Annotated in this window: 13 protein-coding genes; 8 read left to right on the top strand and 5 right to left on the bottom strand. The window is 60.0% G+C overall.

Annotated elements, in window-relative coordinates:
• From QQK16_RS09600 to astE, 3 genes are read left to right on the top strand one after another with little or no spacing between them, the layout of a single operon-like run.
• Positions 1–597 carry a GNAT family N-acetyltransferase gene (locus QQK16_RS09600; RefSeq protein WP_284196236.1) on the top strand — a complete coding sequence of 199 codons (597 nt, stop codon included), beginning with the start codon at positions 1–3 and terminating at the stop codon, positions 595–597.
• A 20-nt stretch (positions 598–617) separates the two neighbouring features.
• Positions 618–1964, top strand: coding sequence for an N-succinylarginine dihydrolase (astB, locus tag QQK16_RS09595; protein WP_284196235.1), 1347 nt, complete (start codon positions 618–620; stop codon positions 1962–1964).
• Positions 1965–1974: 10 nt separating this feature from the next.
• The gene (astE, locus tag QQK16_RS09590) at positions 1975–2952 is read left to right on the top strand and encodes a succinylglutamate desuccinylase (protein WP_284196234.1); all 978 of its coding nucleotides are present in this window, start codon (positions 1975–1977) and stop codon (positions 2950–2952) included.
• A 39-nt stretch (positions 2953–2991) separates the two neighbouring features.
• On the opposite strand, the gene QQK16_RS09585 is transcribed toward astE, so the two are convergent.
• Positions 2992–3732, bottom strand: a complete 741-nt coding sequence (locus QQK16_RS09585) for an RNA methyltransferase (protein WP_284196233.1) — start codon at positions 3730–3732, stop codon at positions 2992–2994.
• 170 nt (positions 3733–3902) lie between these two features.
• Here QQK16_RS09585 and QQK16_RS09580 point away from each other — a divergent pair, with 170 nt between their 5' ends.
• The 3 genes from QQK16_RS09580 to QQK16_RS09570 all read left to right on the top strand — a co-directional run bounded on the left by QQK16_RS09580 (position 3903) and on the right by QQK16_RS09570 (position 8162).
• Complete coding sequence (locus tag QQK16_RS09580) at positions 3903–4676, top strand: inositol monophosphatase family protein (protein ID WP_284196232.1); 774 nt, start codon at positions 3903–3905, stop codon at positions 4674–4676.
• Between the two features lie 203 nt (positions 4677–4879).
• A complete protein-coding gene (gene mutS / locus QQK16_RS09575) occupies positions 4880–7450 on the top strand; it encodes a DNA mismatch repair protein MutS (protein ID WP_284196231.1) in 2571 nt (856 codons plus the stop codon).
• A 292-nt stretch (positions 7451–7742) separates the two neighbouring features.
• A complete protein-coding gene (locus tag QQK16_RS09570) occupies positions 7743–8162 on the top strand; it encodes a hypothetical protein (RefSeq protein WP_284196230.1) in 420 nt (139 codons plus the stop codon).
• Between the two features lie 133 nt (positions 8163–8295).
• Here QQK16_RS09570 and QQK16_RS09565 read toward each other — a convergent pair whose 3' ends face one another.
• The 3 genes from QQK16_RS09565 to QQK16_RS09555 all read right to left on the bottom strand — a co-directional run bounded on the left by QQK16_RS09565 (position 8296) and on the right by QQK16_RS09555 (position 12119).
• The gene (locus QQK16_RS09565; protein ID WP_284196229.1) at positions 8296–9414 is read right to left on the bottom strand and encodes a tryptophan 7-halogenase; all 1119 of its coding nucleotides are present in this window, start codon (positions 9412–9414) and stop codon (positions 8296–8298) included.
• A gap of 2 nt (positions 9415–9416) precedes the next feature.
• Entirely contained in the window at positions 9417–11294 is a 1878-nt protein-coding gene (locus tag QQK16_RS09560; protein WP_284196228.1) for a LodA/GoxA family CTQ-dependent oxidase, read from the bottom strand.
• Between the two features lie 186 nt (positions 11295–11480).
• Positions 11481–12119: a C40 family peptidase gene (locus QQK16_RS09555; RefSeq protein WP_284196227.1), complete on the bottom strand. Its 639-nt coding sequence runs from the start codon at positions 12117–12119 to the stop codon at positions 11481–11483.
• Positions 12120–12527: 408 nt separating this feature from the next.
• Here QQK16_RS09555 and QQK16_RS09550 point away from each other — a divergent pair, with 408 nt between their 5' ends.
• Positions 12528–14210 carry an ABC1 kinase family protein gene (locus tag QQK16_RS09550; RefSeq protein WP_284196226.1) on the top strand — a complete coding sequence of 561 codons (1683 nt, stop codon included), beginning with the start codon at positions 12528–12530 and terminating at the stop codon, positions 14208–14210.
• On the opposite strand, the gene ppsR is transcribed toward QQK16_RS09550, so the two are convergent.
• On the bottom strand, positions 14211–15035 hold the full coding sequence (ppsR, locus tag QQK16_RS09545) for a posphoenolpyruvate synthetase regulatory kinase/phosphorylase PpsR (RefSeq protein WP_284196225.1): 825 nt from the start codon (positions 15033–15035) through the stop codon (positions 14211–14213).
• A 328-nt stretch (positions 15036–15363) separates the two neighbouring features.
• Between ppsR and ppsA the strand changes: the two genes are divergently transcribed.
• Positions 15364–17760 carry a phosphoenolpyruvate synthase gene (ppsA, locus tag QQK16_RS09540; RefSeq protein WP_284196224.1) on the top strand — a complete coding sequence of 799 codons (2397 nt, stop codon included), beginning with the start codon at positions 15364–15366 and terminating at the stop codon, positions 17758–17760.
• The last annotated feature ends 36 nt before the right edge of the window (positions 17761–17796 follow it).

Genomic DNA, 17796 nt, shown 5'->3' with positions numbered 1-17796 from the left:
ATGACTAGGGGCTTGAGCCTGCGCGACTGGCACCAGCAGGATGTACCGCTCTGGCGCGGCTGGATGCAGCCAGGACATGCCTGGAAACGGCTGGATGGGCCGTACTACCCGCTACCGGATGCGGCTGCGTTGGCTGCCAGTGAGGCCAGGCTGGTGCAGCGGATAGCCATGAGTGAATGGCCACGGGTGAGGGAGCGCATGGTGATAGCCGATGCCGATGACCAGTTTATCGGTGAGGTAAGCCGTTATTGGCAAAGCGAAGAGACGCACTGGCTGAGCGTGGGCTTGGTTCTGTACGACCCGACGCACTGGGGCCAAGGCCTGGGCCAAATTGCCTTGCAAGGTTGGTGCAGCTATCTGTTTGAAGCCATGCCGGTGCTGGCAAGGCTGGACTTGCGAACCTGGTCGGGTAATGAGGGCATGATGCGGCTGGCGACCAAGGCGGGGTTTGTGGAAGAGGCACGATTCCGGCGTGCCCGCGTGGTGGATGGGCAGTATTACGATGGCATGGCATACGGCGTGCTGCGCGAGGAATGGATGCAACGCCACCCTGGTGGTTGGGCGACGGCACAGACCGACATGGTTGTTGCAGCCTGAATGAACACAAGGACAGAGCAATGAGCGCATTTGAAGCGAACTTTGATGGCCTGGTCGGCCCTACCCACAACTACGCCGGCCTCTCTTACGGCAACGTGGCCTCCACCGGCAACCAGAACGTTACTGCCAATCCCAAGGTGGCGGCCAAGCAGGGCCTGGCCAAGATGAAAGCCCTGCATGACGCCGGTTTCAAGCAAGGCGTGCTGGCGCCGCACGAGCGGCCCAGCGTAGCTACGCTGCGTTTGCTGGGTTTTGGCGGCAGCGATGCGGAGGTGATAGCCCGTGCCGCCAAGGAGGCGCCAGCCATTCTGGCAGCCTGCTCGTCGGCGTCCACCATGTGGACAGCCAATGCAGCGACGGTATCGCCCAGCGCCGATACGGCCGATGGACGGGTGCATTTCACCCCGGCCAATCTGAACAACAAGTTTCACCGGGCCATTGAGCACCCGACGACGGGGCGCATCCTGCAGGCCATGTTCCGCGATGAGCGGCATTTTGCCCATCACTCAGCCTTGCCAGCACAAATGCATTTTGGCGACGAGGGCGCGGCCAACCACACCCGTTTTTGTGCCGAGTACGATAAGCCCGGCGTGGAGTTCTTTGTCTTTGGTCAGGCTGCATTCGACAGCCGCTATCCCAAGCCGGCGCGCTTTCCCGCGCGCCAGACACTGGAGGCCAGCCAGGCCATTGCCCGTCTGCATGGCCTCAAGCCGGAACAGGTGGTGTATGCCCAGCAGGATCCCGAGACCATAGACAAGGGTGTGTTCCACAATGACGTCATCTCGGTGGGCAATGGCAATGTGCTGTTCCACCATGAGAAGTCATTTCTGGATCAAGCTGCCGTGCTGGACGAGTTGAGCCGTAAGTTGGCCGCAGTGGGCGGTCAGTTCATAGGCATAGAAGTACCGGAGTCGGAAGTCTCTGTGGAGGAGGCTGTCAAATCCTACCTCTTCAACAGCCAGTTGCTGAGCAAGGCCGATGGCAAGCTTATCATTGTGGTACCAGAGGAATCGCGCAATATCGAGCGGGTCTGGCATTACCTCAGCAAACTGACCCAAAGCGGCGGCCCGATAGACGAAGTGCGGGTGTTCGATCTCAAGCAGTCCATGCAGAATGGCGGCGGCCCGGCCTGTCTGCGCTTGCGCGTAGCCATGAGCGACAGGGAGCTGGCTGCGGTCAACCCAGCCGTCCTGATGAACGACACATTGTTTACCACGCTCAATCACTGGGTGGACAAACACTATCGCGATCGCCTGGGGGCCGAGGACCTAGCGGACCCGCAATTGCTGCTGGAATGCCGCACTGCGTTGGATGAGCTGACCCAGATACTGCAACTGGGTTCGGTCTATCCCTTCCAACTGGGCTAGAGGCCGGCTGATGGACTACCTTGCCGATTTGCTTGCTGGCCGCTTACCGCAATTGCCGGCCAGCCTGGCCCAGGGCACCAGGCTGAGTCTGCTGGGCGAGGGCCTGCTGGCGATAGAGCCCGCCGCCCCGGCGTTTGATGTATTGATCTCCAGTGGCATACACGGGAACGAGACAGCGCCCGTCGAATTGATGGCCAAATTGCTGCAAGCCTTGCTGGATGGCCAATTGCGGGCACAGGCACGGCTGTTGTTTGCCTTTGGCAACCCTGAGGCCATGCGGCGCAATGAGCGCTATCTCGACGACGACCTGAACCGACTGTTTGGCAAGCCTTCCAGTGTGACCGGGCAGGGGCCGGCTGCTTGCAGGGCGCGCGAGCTTGAAGGGGTTTGCCGCGATTTCTTTGCGGGATCAGCAGATCGCTGGAAGCTGCATTACGATCTGCATACGGCCATCCGTGGCTCCAGGATAGAGAAGTTCGCCATCTATCCGTATCCGCACGAACAGGCCTTTGATGCCACCGAGATTGCCCGCCTGGGTGCCTGCGGCATTGAAGCCGTATTGCTGCAATCGGCCGCCTCGCCGACCTTCAGCTACTACACCCGTCGCCACTGCGGCGCCCACGGCTTTACTCTGGAACTGGGCAAGGCTAGGCCCTTCGGGCAAAACGCCTGCGTCAACCTGGATAGGTTGGAAGCCGAGCTGAGGCGCCTGATTCAAGGCCAGCGGCTGGATCACTTCGGCGCTGATGGCCAACCGGCCTTGTTCAAGGTGGCGCGCGAAGTCGTCAAGCACAGCGATGCCTTTGCGCTGCACCTTGAGGATGCCGTGGAGAACTTCACCGAGTTGGCACCGGGTTATGTGTTGGCCGAGGATGGCGACTATCGCTTTGTGGTGGAAGAGCAGGGCGCACGGATCGTATTCCCTAATCGCAAGGTCAAGAACGGCTTGCGCGCTGGCCTGTTGGTCGTGCCGGCGGCCTTACCTTAGGTGCCGCCAGCCTAGCCGAAAAGGCTTGGGTTGTGGCGCTTACTCGCCCTTGTGCTTGGTTGCAGCGTTCAAGATGCCGCGCCAGATGTCTACCTCCAGCTTCTCCAGCTGTATCCGGCCAAACATGCGGCGCAGCCGAGGCATCAGGCGCTTGGGATTGTCCGGGTTGAGGAAGGATATCGCCACCAGGGTCTGTTCCAGATGGGTGTAAAAGCGCTCGATATCATCGTGGCTGGCCAGCTCAGGTTTTTCTTCCAGATGGCTGATATCGTCGTCTACTGCACAGCGTAGCTCGTACGCCAGTATCTGTACTGCCTGTGCCAGGTTGAGCGAGGAATAATCCGGGTTGGTGGGAATGGTGACCAGGCGGTTGCACATGCGCACTTCATCGTTGCTGAGGCCCGACATCTCGGTGCCGAACACCAAGGCGACTTCTTCGCCCATGGCGGCGCGTTCCAGTACGACTGACGCAATTTGCCGTGGCGTATGCCGGGGGACACTCAATTCATGCACCCGTGGGCAAGTCGCCACGGTCTGGGTGCAGCCGGCCAGGGCCTCCTCCAGGCTGCTGCAGACGACGGCACGGTCAAGAATGTCGTCGGCCCGCGAGGCCAGTGTGACCGCTTCGTCATCGGGGAAGCGTTTGGGATTGACCAGGTAAAGGCGGCTCAGGCCCATGGTTTTCATGGCGCGGGCGACGCTGCCGATATTGCGGGGCAAGCTGGTGTGCGAGAGCACGACGCGTACGCGATCCAGGTGAGAGATTTCCGGTTTATTCATTGTCTGACTTCGCGTAGAATTACGAATGAAAGCGGCGTCGATTCTGATCGGCGCCGTTTATATTTGATCTTTGCTTCCTGCCGCATCGTGTGCCTGTTGCCAACGCCTGTTGGCCGCGTGGTCTATTGTTCCTCGGTGGGAAGTCTATTACCGTTGCCCAAGGAATTGCCATGCACCCGATGCTCAACACGGCCATCAAGGCCGCACGCCGCGCCGCTTCCGTAGTACAGCGCGCTTCCAACAACCTCGACGTGCTGCGCGTAGAGCGCAAAGAGCACAACAGCTTCGTGACCGAGGTGGATCGTGCCGCCGAGAAGGCCATCGTCGAGACCTTGCTGGAAGCGTATCCCAAGCACGCCATTCTAGCGGAAGAGAGCGGCGCACATGGCGAGAACGAGTACACCTGGATCATCGATCCGCTGGATGGCACCACCAACTTCCTGCACGGCGTGCCGCAATACTGCATCTCCATCGCGCTGGAGCATCGTGGCCAGATCAGCCAGGCCGTGATTTACGATCCCAACCGTAACGACCTGTTTACGGCCACCCGTGGCGCTGGGGCTTTCCTGAATGATCGCCGTATCCGGGTATCCAAGACCCGCGAAATGGCCGATTCACTGATTTGCACCGGCTTCCCTTACTCGGATTTCTCCAAGCTCGATGCTTACATGCAGCAGTTCCGCGACGTGGTGCAGAAGTCGGCCGGCGTGCGCCGTCCTGGCGCTGCAGCGCTGGACCTGGCCTATATCGCCTGCGGCCGCTACGATGCCTTCTGGGAGCTGGGCTTGTCGCCCTGGGATATCGCTGCAGGTAGCCTGCTGGTGCTGGAAGCCGGTGGCTTGATCACCGATCTGAGCGGAGAGGCAGGATTCATGGAAAGTGGCAATGTGGTGGCCGGCACCCCCAAGGTGTTCGCCCAGTTGCTCCAGACACTGCAAGCCTGATCACGACGCTTGCCGAAAAACGCCACCGCATCACGGTGGCGTTTTTTATGATCCATCGATAAAGGCAACCTTGTCTTTATCCGCCAGCGGCCAGCGAAACTGCCAGGATAGGGCCAGAGTTAGCACCAAACCGTCGTCTCGCCTCTATAATCGCAAGCCCGGCCAATCTTGGCCGGGCTTTGCCATTCTGAATTGCTCTGTCCATGTCGAATACGCCTGCCCACACTCCCATGATGCAACAGTACCTGGCGCTGAAGGCTCAGCACCCGGACAAGCTGATGTTCTACCGCATGGGCGATTTCTACGAGCTGTTCTTTGACGACGCGGTCAAGGCCGCACGCCTGCTGGACATCACGCTGACGTCGCGGGGGCAGACGGCCGGGATACCCATCAAGATGGCGGGCATACCCTACCATGCGGCGGAGCAATACCTGGCCAGGCTGGTGAAGCTGGGTGAGTCGGTCGCGATTTGCGAGCAGTTCGGTGACCCGGCTACCAGCAAGGGGCCGGTAGAACGCAGGGTGGTACGTATCGTCACGCCGGGCACCCTGACGGATGCGGCCTTGCTGGACGACAAGCGCGACAACCTGTTGCTGGCGGTGAATGCCATCAAGGGGCGCCTGGGCCTGGCTTGGTTATCGTTGGCTTCGGGCGAGTTCCGCCTGATGGAATCGGCCGTCGATGCCTTGCCCAGTGAACTGGAGCGGCTCAAGCCGGCAGAGGTGCTGCTGCCAGATGACCTGCACCTGGAGTTTCCGGCAGCAGCGGGTTACGCGGTAAAACGCATCGCCAACTGGCAGTTTGATGTCGAGACCGCCGCGCGCAATCTGGCGCGGCAATTCCAGACCCAGGATTTGAGCGGCTATGGCATAGACGAGCCCGGCGTGGCTGTGGGGAGCGCGGGGGCGTTGCTGGAATATGCCCGCCAGACCCAGTGCGGTGCCTTGCCCCATGTAACCGGGCTGGTGCTGGATCAGTTAGGCCAGTATCTGGCGCTGGATGCGGCGACCCGGCGCAATCTGGAGCTGACTGAGACCATCCGCGGCGAGCCCGCGCCTACCCTGTACTCCTTGCTGGATGTGTGCGCCACCTCCATGGGTAGCCGCCTGCTGCGGCATTGGCTGCACCACCCCTTGCGCAATCAGGCCAAGGTTGCCCGGCGCCGCGATGCGGTAGGCGCCTTGAGTCAATCGCACCTGCTGACTGACCTGCGCGAGCGCCTTGCGGGCATACACGATATCGAACGGATATCGGCCCGGGTGGCGTTGCGCTCGGCCCGGCCGCGCGATTTTTCCAGCCTGCGTGATAGCTTGCTGGCCTTGCCCGCGCTAATGCCGCTGTTACCGGCCGACCCCTTGCTGGAAGAACTGGGCCGGCAGTTGCGCGCGCCTTCAGAGGCGGTCGACCTGCTGCGTCGCGCGGTGATGGATGAACCCTCTGTCGTGATACGCGATGGTGGCGTGATACGCGCGGGTTTTCATGCTGAACTGGACGAATTGCGTGCCCTGCAGACCAATCATGGCGATTTCCTGCTGGCGCTGGAGACGCGCGAGCGGGAACGTACCGGTATTCCCAACCTCAAGGTGGAGTACAACCGGGTACATGGCTTCTACATAGAGGTCACCAATGCCCATGGCGACAAGATTCCGGACGACTATCGCCGCCGCCAGACCCTGAAGAACGCCGAACGCTACATCACGCCGGAACTGAAAACTTTCGAGGACAAGGCACTGTCGGCGCAGGAGCGTTCCCTGGCACTGGAGAAAGCGCTGTACGAAGGCTTGCTGGATGCCATGGCGCCTTTTGTGCCATCACTGCAGCTCCTGGCGCAGGCCGTGGCAGGTCTGGATGTGCTGGCTTCGCTGGCAGAGCGGGCCATGCTATTTGATTGGGTGGCGCCATCGTTCCGCGAAGAAACCGTACTGCAAATCGAAGCTGGCCGTCATCCGGTGGTGGAGCAGCAGTTGCGCGACACCACGGGTGATGCCTTCATCGCCAACGATTTGCGCTTTGATGCCAGCCGCAAGCTGCTGCTGATTACTGGCCCCAATATGGGCGGTAAGTCGACCTATATGCGGCAGGCTGCCCTGATTGTGCTGATGGCCCACATCGGTAGCTTCGTGCCTGCCAAATCAGCCACCATAGGCAGGCTGGATCGCATCTTTACCCGCATAGGCGCAAGCGATGACCTGGCCGGCGGGCGTTCCACCTTTATGGTGGAGATGACTGAGACGGCGAACATCCTGAACAATGCCGGTGACCATGCGCTGGTGCTGATGGATGAAGTGGGTCGAGGAACATCGACTTTCGATGGTCTTGCGCTGGCCTGGGCTATTGCCCGTGCGTTGATAGAAAAGAATCGCAGCTACACGCTGTTTGCCACCCACTATTTCGAGCTGACCCGCTTGGCGCTTGATTACCAGCAGGTGGCGAATGTGCACCTGGACGCGGTGGAGCATAAGGACAAGATTGTTTTCCTGCACAGTGTGGAAGAAGGGCCAGCGAGCCAGAGCTACGGCTTGCAAGTCGCCCAGCTGGCGGGTGTTCCGCGCGAGACCATCAGGCAAGCGAAGCGCTATCTGACCGAGCTGGAAAACCAGCGCGTCAGCCATGGTGGCCAGGGTGACCTGTTTTCCATGCCAGTGGCACTGGAGGCGGAACCAGAACCACACCCGCTGGTCACTCAACTTGCCGCTATCGACCCGGATGAGCTTAGTCCAAGGGCTGCCCATGACATGCTGTATGAATTGATACGGCAAGCACGGGCGGATTGAAAAAATCAATCATTAGCGTCTTGCACGACGTCTATAACTCTGTGGAACTCAGGTTTAGTACTGCTAGCCGGGCTTGGTGAAGCGGTTCCAGCTAGGCGTGCGCAGCAGGCAGTATGTGGTTACGGCAAGCTAGCGCAACAACACAGAAAGGGTGTTGTTAGCGGCCCAAGCCACTCCATGGCGTAGCTAACGGCAACGCCACACCCTATTCGCTGGGCCTTGCTGGCGGCACGACGGCCGATAGCGGGGCTCTGCTGACATTGATAATTTTATATTTGGGAGAAGCAATCGAATGGTAGCGTTGAAGGACAACCGGCTGGATGAAGGTCTGGCCCGCATCTTTGGCATTGCGACTGATCAGGCTGGCGTCCAGCTGGAAGCCATACGCAGCAAGGCAGCCGCCAATCTGGCCGCTTACGGCAAGCTGATTGCCGAAATGTTCGACAAGCAGTCGGTTCCGGTTCCTCCCCCGGTGCATCTGCAATGGTGGCCTGAAGGAAGCCGTATCCAGGTGGTGGGCTCTCATCCCGATCGAGAGCGTATTGAGGTGTTGCTCAATGGCGATGGCGAGATAGTGGAGGAGTTCAAGGAGCTTGAGCTACTGCATGAGATAGTCCGCAATACCGAGCTGGCAGGCGAGGGTACAACCCAGGGCCAGCATTTCAATATCGGCATTACCAGCACCGGCCCGCTGGCTTTCTACACCGAGTAGTCGTCGGCAATACGGACGGGTACGGCTGTAAGAGCCTGTTTAAGGTGGGCAGTGACACCGTATGCCGTAGGCACCCTGTAAAAGCCGATCCTTCGCGAGAAGGAATCGGCTTTTCGCATTATCCAATTGCGGCTCAGGCAGGTGCAGTTACCTCATATTGCAACGCAGCCAGGCGATGCCGGCGCTGCCAGAAAGGCGAGCCTGTCCAGCGCTGTTCTGCGCCATACCAGTAGGCCAGGTGCTGCTGATAAGCCTGCATGATGCGTGCTACTTCAGTCGCATAGCCTTGGCAGGCGGTGATATCGCCAGCCAGGCTGCGGTCGCAGGCCTCAGCTGCGGCCAGGCCGGTATAGAGTGCGTTGAACAAGCCTTGCGACGACAATGGATCGAAGCTGAGCGCCGCGTCACCCACTGCAAACCAGCCCCGGCCCGCCGCTGGCATAGTGAGCGCAGAGTGAGCAGCCGTGAGCGCTGGCGTGGTGTCCGCCACAAAGCCGCTGCTGCATAGCAAGGCACCCAACTCGGGCAGCCTTGCCGCAGCAGCCGCCAGCCAGCCGGGCGTTCGCATCTGGCGGGCAGCGGGTAGGTCGGCATCGGTATGAAAAGCCAGTACCCGCTGGCGATGAGGGAGGGCGGCGCTGTACCACCATCCATCCTCGCAAGCTTCTATGCGTGATAGGCCATCGGCAGGTGCATGTTCATCGTGGCCATGTACCCAGCCGCAGACCAGCCTATCTTGCTGTTGGCGGATGGCGCCCAGCTTGCGGGCCAGGGTAGCCGCACGACCGCCTGCGTCGATCACGATGCGGGCATGTGCATGGCAGGGGCCATGGGGGCCTTGCAAAGTCAGTTGCCAGCCATCGGCCACACGTATGGCAGTGTCGGTATGCGCTGGCGCTAGCAGCACTGCACCACGCCGTATTGCATGCTGTCTTAACCAACGCTCAAACCGTGCTCGGTCCAGGTGCCAACCGTGCCCGTCCAGGTCGCGTAGAAAATCCTGCTCGGCGGCCGTCCCTCCCCAGACAGATCGATTGCCATGGCAGGGGGTATGGCCCTGCAGGAGGAAATCCTCCCACAGACCCATATCGCCCAATAGCCGCCGGGCGGCTGGGGGCAACGACTCGCCGATACGGCGCAGCGGCTGCACCTGACGGTCCAGCAGCAATACCCTGTGATGGGGCGCCAGATTGAGCGCGGCGCAGGCACCGGCCGGGCCTGCTCCTTGTATCAGTACCTCGAACTGCTGCATGCTCAATTGCGATGTCGGCTGGCCATACGCTGTACCTTCTCCACCTCGCTCAGGTCCACGTCCTCGAATGTCTCTGCCGGTGGGGCAGACATCAGTAGCCTCTCGGCAACGATGTGCGGTGGTAGTTGCTCCACTTCCAGGGTGTGTGGAAAGCCCGCGCCATCGCGTGGTCCTTCACGTACCTCGACGATGCCCATCTGGGCGATATCGGCGATCATGTTATTGATCTGGTCCTCGTAGCTGATATTGCCCAAGGGCCGTATCCAGGCCGCGCGGCGGGCGAAGGCACTCATCCGCTCATCCAGCGGCTGGCTTTCATCCATCACGATATGGTAGGCCTGCTGGCTCATGACCTGATTGGGTACCCTGGCCGGCCAGAAGGTGGGCAGGTAAGGGTCATAGCTCTTCTGGTAGCCGGAGCGGCAGCTGGCAGTGTCGGTCTGCCACGGGACAGCCATCCAGCGGCTCACGCCACCTGCTATCTGTGCGCCACAGGGCCCGGAGATATTGTCAGGAGTCAGCACTGCGCCGTAATCGGGCTCTATCCAGCCAGGTGGCCGGTGCGCCAGCCGGAAGGGCGACATATACATGCTGCTCTGGCGCATGGGCCAGGTCATTTCGCAGCCAGGGTGAAAGGCGTCAGCCAGGCAGAATTCCATGGCAGCCTGAATCAGCATGTCCGGCTGCTGGGCCAATGGGACGTCCTCGATGCGCTGTGGTGGCACGGCGCTCGGATCGTAGTCGGCAATGAACTCGCCAGCGGCCCAAAGGCGCAGATGCGTGAGTTGCAAATCGCTGAGGGCAGCATTTTGGCGGGGTGTTTCGGCCGGAGGAACGCTCATGGCATCGCCATACAGCCAGGGCCAGGGTGTGGGTGCCCAGGCATCACGCTTGAACTGGCGGAACTCGTTGAACAGGGTCAGGCGCCATTCCTTCAGATTGGCGCTGGGATCGGCCAGCTTGCGCATCCAGCCCTGATCGCTGAACGGTGTGCTGCCACCCCAGCCAAAAGCAGCGGCAAAGCCGGCGTTGACCCACTGCAGGCGCGACAGGCGCTCGAAGATGGGGCGGATATCCTGCTGGAACGAAGGCTGTACCGGTGCCTTGAGGCTGCCTTTGGCGACGAACAGGTCGCGCATCAGGTCCCACATGGTCCGAACCGACTTCTGCTGTGGGGCATAGTTGGGTGGCGCCACCACCACCCAGGCTGGGTCAACGGGGATGTCGCGTCCCTGGTAACTCACACTGGCGGTGACCGGGCCGTCCGCCACATCATCGTGCCAGCCCTCGTTGTTGGCGAAGGTGATGGCACGTGCCCCATTCCAGGAGGCCGACTTGCCGTGCCCGCCCAGTACCAGCAAGCGGCCTTGCGGGTCAGTCCTCAACTCGCCGAGGTAAACCGGTGTGCCCATGAACTTGCCGCTGTCGAAGGCGTAAGCGGCGCCATGCTGGTCGCGTCCAACGATCTTGCGCTGGCCGGGGGTAATGCTCAGCGTGGCACGGTCTGCCACGGCCATATTACGCAAAAAGGAGGGGGGCGCAGTAGCGGCCTCGGGAATATCCAGCGCTATCTGGAACTGATACCAGGCTGCCTTGGTATTGGCCAGGGTGGCGGCCCACTGTACTTCGGCATTGTCTGCATTCAGTTCAGCCACCACTTCGCCAGCCGCATTAAAGCCATAAACACGGAACCGGGCCGCCTCGCGCTTGATAGCGCCGCTGGCATCACGGTAGAAGCCGGGCGCCTGCGGTGCCGGCTCGGACACCTCTGGGCCGATGTAATAGGCTTCTTGGCTATTGCCGATCCGGGCAATGCCGATGGCGGGATAGATGGCGGCCTTGACGATATGGTTGTCGCCCGATGGGGAACCGGTTTGCATGCTTCCTCCTCCTGTTTGCTTGTTGTATATGTCCCTCAGCACCTGTTTGTTGAACAGGCTCAAGCTAGGGTACACGCCTAGCCAGCTTAGTGCAGGCCAGACGGGGCAACATCATTCAAACGGGGGAGGACGGCTGCAGCTGACTGATGCAGTTAGCCGGCAGCCGGGCAAGAAGCGCCAGCATGTCTATCGACGTTTCTTCTTGCTGCTTTTCTTCTTGCCTTTCTTGACCGGTTTTTTGGACTTCTTCTTGCTGGGTTTGACTTCGCTGCCTTCGCTCATCAGCTTTTGCAACTGCGGGCTACGCTCGGCCACGCTTTCCTGGGTTACGCGCCGCGCGCCGTTATAGCGCTTGGCCCAGTAGGCGTCGGTCAGTCTCACCACCTGCACCTTGCTGCCGGAGGATGGCGAGTGGATAAAGCGATCATCACCCAGATAGATGCCGACATGGGAGAACTTGCGGCCCAGGGTATTGAAGAACACCAGGTCGCCTGGCTTGAGTTCTTCCTTTTCCACATCATTGCCCAGGCGGCTGATGGCAAAGGCGTTGTGAGGTAAGGCAATATTCATTGCCTGCTGGAATACATACTTGATGAAACCACTGCAATCGAGCCCGCTTTCGGGCGTATTACCGCCCCAGCGGTAGGTCACGCCAATCAACCCCAAGGCTTGCAACATGATGTCCTGGGCAAAGCGGTTGCCATCTTCGGCTTCGCTCGCAGTCTGGACTTCATCTTCGGGTTTGTCGGCTGTGTATTCCCTGGGCGAGGCTAGCGCCAGGCAGGCCAGCGGCAATAGCAGCAGGTGTCGGAACTTGAACGTCATGCCGGCACTCTTGGTAAAGGGTTATCGGTAAAGCGCGCCATGATGCCGAATTCCAGCGGCGGGCGTCCAGCCCTAGGGAATTCTGCAACCTGTACAAGGCGAGCGCGAAATAGTTGCGGACAGGCCTTAGAGCCTGTTCAATGTCTTTTCGCCGTGTCGTTTGCAACCTTGCCGGATAAAGGGCAAGGCGCAAGCCGCGCAGCGGTACGGGTACCGTCAGCGGCTTGCAAATCGGCCATTCGCCGGCAAGGCTGCGAACCCGCAGGGCTGATCTGGAAAACGGCCGTTCACTGCGTTGTGGCGCTTGGCAATAACTTGTTATTGCCTGCGCACCACGCCTTGTGCCTGGCCATTTTCCAGATCAGCGACACGACGAAAAGACATTGAACAGGCTCTAACAATCCAGCCATGCTACGCGAAACTATCAGCCTGATGCGCGACCTGCCGCGCATACGTGAAATCATCGGCGTGTTGGCCAGACACGGTTTTGGCGATTTGGTTCGCCGTCTCAATGTACAACGTACATTCGAGCGGGCCGGCGAATCGCTTGATCTGCCCGAAGAAGAGATGCGTAACGAGCAGGATGCGCCTGTGCGCGCACGCCGTGCATTGGAGGAGCTGGGGCCGACCTTCATCAAGTTGGGGCAGGTCATGGCGACACGGGTGGATGTGTTTCCGCCTGACTGGATCGCCGAGTTCGAGCAACTGCAGTCGAATGTCCCGGCCACCCCGTTTGCCGAACTGGAGGCGGAGCTGGAACGGGTATGGGGTGTGCCGCCACGCGAGATGTTTGTCGAACTGGACGAGACGCCCATAGGCTCGGCTTCCATCGCCCAGGTTCACCGCGCCAGGCTGCCGGATGGCCGCGAAGTCATCCTGAAGGTGCGCCGTCCGCATATCGTGGCCAAGATAGAGGCCGATCTGCGCGTGCTCCATCACCTGGCCAGCCTGGTGGAGTTTGAATTCCCCGATGCCAGGCAGTATCAGCCCGTACGCATTGTGGAGCAGTTCGCCAAGTCGCTGCGGCGAGAGCTGGATCTGGCGCAGGAAGCCCACCACCACCGTCGCTTCGCCGAAAATTTCGCCAGCGACAAGCATATCGTTATCCCTGAGATTTTCTGGGACTACACCAACGAGATCGTCAACGTACAAGCCTATGTCGGCGGCGTACCGGGCAACGAGCTGAGCCTGCTGGAGGCTGCGGGGCTGGATCGCAAGCTGCTGGCGCAGCGCGGGGCGGACGCCGTGCTCAAGATGGTTTTGATCGACGGCTACTTCCACGCCGATCCTCATCCTGGCAATGTGATCTATCTCCCGGACAATCGTATCGCCTTCATCGACTTCGGCATGATAGGCCGCCTGCCCGCACCCCGGCGTGATGAAATTGTCGACCTGCTGGCTGCGCTGGCCGCCAGGGACGAGCGTGGGATACTGAATGTGCTACTCGACTGGACCGCCGATATCGCGGTGGATGAGGAGAAGCTGGCGGCGGATCTGGCCGAGTTCATGTTCAACTACGAGAACCTGGCGCTGAAGGACATCCGCTTCGGCCAGCTGCTCAATGACGTGATCGCCATCATGCGTGAGCACGCCATTACCCTGCCGGCTGATCTGACCTTGCTGTTCAAAGCGCTGATCACGCTGGAGGGCCTGGGACGACAACTGGACCCGGAATTCCAGATGGTGCCCCACCTGACGCCCTTTGTCCGCCAGGTGCTGCTCAATCGCTATTCTCCCAGGGCGCTGGTCAAGAAAGGGCGGCGCAACCTGTGGGAAATGCTGACGCTGGCGGGCGGCATACCGCGTGATCTCTCACGACTCGTCAAGGCTGCCCGGCGCGGCAAACTCAAGATAGATCTTGATCTCAAGCGGTTGGATCAGTTTGGCGCGCAGATAGACCGTGCCGCCAATCGGCTGACATTGGGCATCGTCACCGGTTGCCTGATCATAGGATCAAGCATCGTCATGACCGTACCGGCAGGGCCACGTATCTTCGGTCTGCCGGCATTTGGCTTCATTGGCTTCCTGATTGCCTTCCTGAACAGTATCTGGCTGATCTGGTCGATCTGGCGCGCAGGCAAGCGTAATTGATCAGTACACCCGTCGCGCCAAGTTGAATTTGTGCACGATGGTGGAAGCCAGTTCCTCGATCGACTTGCTGGTGGTGTTGAGATGAGGAATGCCGGCGGCACGATAGATGGCTTCTGCTTCGGCAACCTCGTAACGGCAGTTGTCGATGGACGCATAGCGGCTGTCCGGCTTGCGCTCGGCGCGTATCTGCGACAGGCGTTCCGGCACGATGGTCAGGCCGAACAGCTTGTGCTTGCTGGGCAGCAGGGCCTTGGGCAGACCAGGCTGGCCGAAGTCGTCCGGGGTCAGCGGATAGTTGGCGGCCTTGATGCCATATTGCAGCGCCAGATAGAGACAGGTTGGCGTCTTGCCTGAGCGTGAAACACCCACCAGTACGATGTCGGCGCTATCCAGGTCAGACGGTTTGATACCATCGTCGTGCGCCAGCGCATAGTTCACGGCCTCGATGCGGGCATTGTATTCGTGGAAGTTCTCTATGCTGTGGCTCTTGCCCACGGTGTGCGAGGATTCCTTGCCCAGCTCCGCTTCCAGCGGCTCGATAAAGGCCTCGAAGAAGTCCACCACATGGGCTTCCGGGATATGGATGATGTCGCGGATATCGTTCTTCACAAAGGTGGAGAACACCAGCGGCCTGGCGCCGTCATTGATGCCGGTCTGGCGTATGCGCTCCGCTACCAGTTCGGCTTTTTCGTGGGTATCGACAAAGGGCAGGGTGACGCGCTTGAATTCTATCCCCTCGAACTGGGTAATCAGGCTGTGGCCCAGCATTTCGGCGGTGATGCCGGTGCGGTCGGAGACGAAGAAGACGGTGCGGTGGGCTGACATGGCTTGGGTATCCGGTTTCGGTATCACGTAAGGATGGCAGGCTACACTGGTGTGCAGAAGCTGGCTGATGCAGCCATGTTGCCACAGCGCAGGCCAGGGCTGCGAGGGGTTGCGAGGCTGCAACATCAGGGAAAACGGCCTTTTTTCGGTGTATAGCCTGTAATGCCGGGTGTGCGACTACATTTTTGTGATACAAGCCTGACCGTGTTGTGTTGCATTGCGCAAAATAAGGTCGCTGCGACATCGCTTGTGTGGCTGCGCCGATGCCGCTAAACAAGTTAGAATTACCGCCTCAGATTCCCCAAATCCCCTGCAAGGAAACAAGCAAATGGCAGAGAACAACGTCATCTGGTTTGACGAACTGCGCATGACCGACGTCGAGCGCGTGGGCGGCAAGAACGCCTCGCTTGGCGAAATGATCAGCCAGTTGGCCGCTTCGGGCGTGCGCGTCCCCGGCGGTTTTGCCACTACGGCTGAGGCCTACCGAATTTTCCTGGCTTATGACGGCCTCTCTGCCCGCATCGATGCAGCCCTGACGGCGCTGGATGTGGACAATGTTTCCGAGCTGCTGCGTGTGGGCAAGCAGATACGCCAGTGGGTGGTGGATCAACCCTTCCCGCCAGCACTGGATGCCGATATCCGTACCGCCTTTGCCAAGATGGAGGCCGATTCCGGAGCGACCATTTCGGTGGCAGTGCGCTCCAGTGCAACGGCTGAAGATCTGCCTGACGCCTCGTTTGCCGGTCAGCAGGAGACCTTCCTCAATATCGTCGGTATCGACAATGTGCTGCACGCCATCAAGGAGGTGTTTGCCTCCCTGTATAACGATCGCGCCATTTCCTACCGCGTCCACAAGGGCTTTGCACATGCCGATGTAGCCTTGTCTGCCGGTATCCAGCGCATGGTGCGCTCGGACAAGGGGGCTGCCGGTGTGATGTTCACCATCGACACCGAGTCGGGCTTTGACGATGTGGTGTTTGTTACATCCAGCTATGGCCTGGGCGAGACGGTGGTGCAGGGGGCGGTCAATCCTGACGAGTTCTACGTCTACAAGCCCAATGTGGCTGCTGGCAAGCCGGCCATATTGCGCCGCAACCGTGGCTCCAAGCAGATCAAGATGGAATTCACCACCGAGGCGGCTGCCGGTAAGTCGGTACGCACGGTGGATGTATCCGATGTCGACCGCAATCATTTCTCCATCACTGATGCCGAAGTCGAGGAGCTGTCGCGCTACGCGCTGATCATCGAAAAGCACTACCAGCGTCCGATGGATATCGAATGGGGACGCGATGGTGTGGATGGCAAGCTGTACATCCTGCAGGCCCGTCCTGAAACGGTGAAGTCGCAGGAAGCTCGTGTGGATACGCTGCGCCGTTATCGGTTGAACAGCAAGTCTGCCGTATTGGCCTCCGGTCGTGCCATCGGCCAGAAGATAGGCCAGGGCGTGGTACGCCTGATCAAGGACGCCAGCGAGATGGACTCGGTCAAGCCGGGCGATGTGCTGGTGACCGATATGACCGACCCCGACTGGGAGCCGGTAATGAAGCGTGCTTCGGCTATCGTGACCAATCGTGGCGGCCGTACCTGCCACGCTGCCATCATTGCTCGTGAACTTGGCATCCCAGCCGTGGTGGGCTGCGGCGATGCGACCCGCTCCTTGAGCGATGGCCAGTATGTGACGGTTTCTTGTGCTGAGGGTGATACCGGCAATATCTATGATGGTCAGCTGGCCATCGAGATCATCGACCTCAAGCTGGACTCCATGCCCAATAGCCCGGTCAAGCTGATGATGAACGTTGGCAACCCAGAGCTGGCATTCGATTTCAGCCACCTGCCCAATGAAGGTGTTGGTCTGGCACGCCTGGAATTCATCATCAACCGAATGATAGGCATCCATCCCAAGGCGCTGCTGGCTTACCCCAATCTGCCATGGGATCTGAAGCAGCAGGTGGATGAGCGCATTGGCGGTTACGCCAGCGCAGTGGATTTCTACGTGGAGAAGCTGGTTGAGGGTATTGCTACCCTGGCGGCCGCCTTCTACCCGAAGAAGGTCATTGTTCGCATGTCCGACTTCAAGTCGAACGAGTATTCGAACCTGATCGGTGGGCAGAACTACGAGCCTCACGAAGAAAACCCCATGATTGGCTTCCGCGGGGCGTCGCGCTACATCAGCGAATCCTTCCGCGACTGCTTCGAACTGGAGACCCGTGCCTTGAAGAAGGTGCGCAATGAAATGGGTCTGACCAATGTCGAGGTGATGATTCCCTTTGTCCGTACCCTGGATGAAGCCAGCAAGGTGGTGGAGTTGCTGAAGGAAAACGGCCTGGAACGCGGTCGCGATGGCCTGCGCCTGATCATGATGTGCGAGATTCCTTCCAATGCCATCCTGGCGGATCAGTTCCTGGAATACTTCGATGGCTTCTCTATCGGTTCCAACGATATGACGCAGCTGACCCTGGCGCTGGATCGAGATTCTGGCGGCCCCATTGCCAGCCTGTTCGACGAGCGTAACGATGCAGTGAAGGCCATGCTGTCGATGGCCATCAAGGCCTGCCGTGCCAAGGGCAAGTACATTGGTATCTGTGGTCAGGGCCCATCCGATCACCCCGATTTCGCCAAGTGGCTGGTGGAGCAGGGTATCGAAACGGTATCGCTCAACCCCGATACCGTGGTGGAAACCTGGTTGTACCTGGCCAAGGAGCTGGGTAGCGGGGCTGCTGCCTGAAATCGCGCCAGCGGTATGCAATCAGCACTCAGCAAG

This window comes from Chitinimonas prasina (assembly GCF_030160395.1).
Taxonomy (GTDB): Bacteria; Pseudomonadota; Gammaproteobacteria; order Burkholderiales; family Chitinimonadaceae; genus Chitinimonas; species Chitinimonas prasina.
This window is presented reverse-complemented; position numbering and strand designations above follow the sequence as displayed.

Bases quoted from the DNA above. Each gene is read 5' to 3' on its own strand.
- QQK16_RS09600 (WP_284196236.1), top strand. From the start codon at position 1: ATGACTAGGGGCTTGAGCCTGCGCGACTGGCACCAGCAGGATGTACCG.
- astB (WP_284196235.1), top strand. From the start codon at position 618: ATGAGCGCATTTGAAGCGAACTTTGATGGCCTGGTCGGCCCTACCCAC.
- astE (WP_284196234.1), top strand. From the start codon at position 1,975: ATGGACTACCTTGCCGATTTGCTTGCTGGCCGCTTACCGCAATTGCCG.
- QQK16_RS09585 (WP_284196233.1), bottom strand. From the start codon at position 3,732: ATGAATAAACCGGAAATCTCTCACCTGGATCGCGTACGCGTCGTGCTC.
- QQK16_RS09580 (WP_284196232.1), top strand. From the start codon at position 3,903: ATGCACCCGATGCTCAACACGGCCATCAAGGCCGCACGCCGCGCCGCT.
- mutS (WP_284196231.1), top strand. From the start codon at position 4,880: ATGTCGAATACGCCTGCCCACACTCCCATGATGCAACAGTACCTGGCG.
- QQK16_RS09570 (WP_284196230.1), top strand. From the start codon at position 7,743: ATGGTAGCGTTGAAGGACAACCGGCTGGATGAAGGTCTGGCCCGCATC.
- QQK16_RS09565 (WP_284196229.1), bottom strand. From the start codon at position 9,414: ATGCAGCAGTTCGAGGTACTGATACAAGGAGCAGGCCCGGCCGGTGCC.
- QQK16_RS09560 (WP_284196228.1), bottom strand. From the start codon at position 11,294: ATGCAAACCGGTTCCCCATCGGGCGACAACCATATCGTCAAGGCCGCC.
- QQK16_RS09555 (WP_284196227.1), bottom strand. From the start codon at position 12,119: ATGACGTTCAAGTTCCGACACCTGCTGCTATTGCCGCTGGCCTGCCTG.
- QQK16_RS09550 (WP_284196226.1), top strand. From the start codon at position 12,528: ATGCTACGCGAAACTATCAGCCTGATGCGCGACCTGCCGCGCATACGT.
- ppsR (WP_284196225.1), bottom strand. From the start codon at position 15,035: ATGTCAGCCCACCGCACCGTCTTCTTCGTCTCCGACCGCACCGGCATC.
- ppsA (WP_284196224.1), top strand. From the start codon at position 15,364: ATGGCAGAGAACAACGTCATCTGGTTTGACGAACTGCGCATGACCGAC.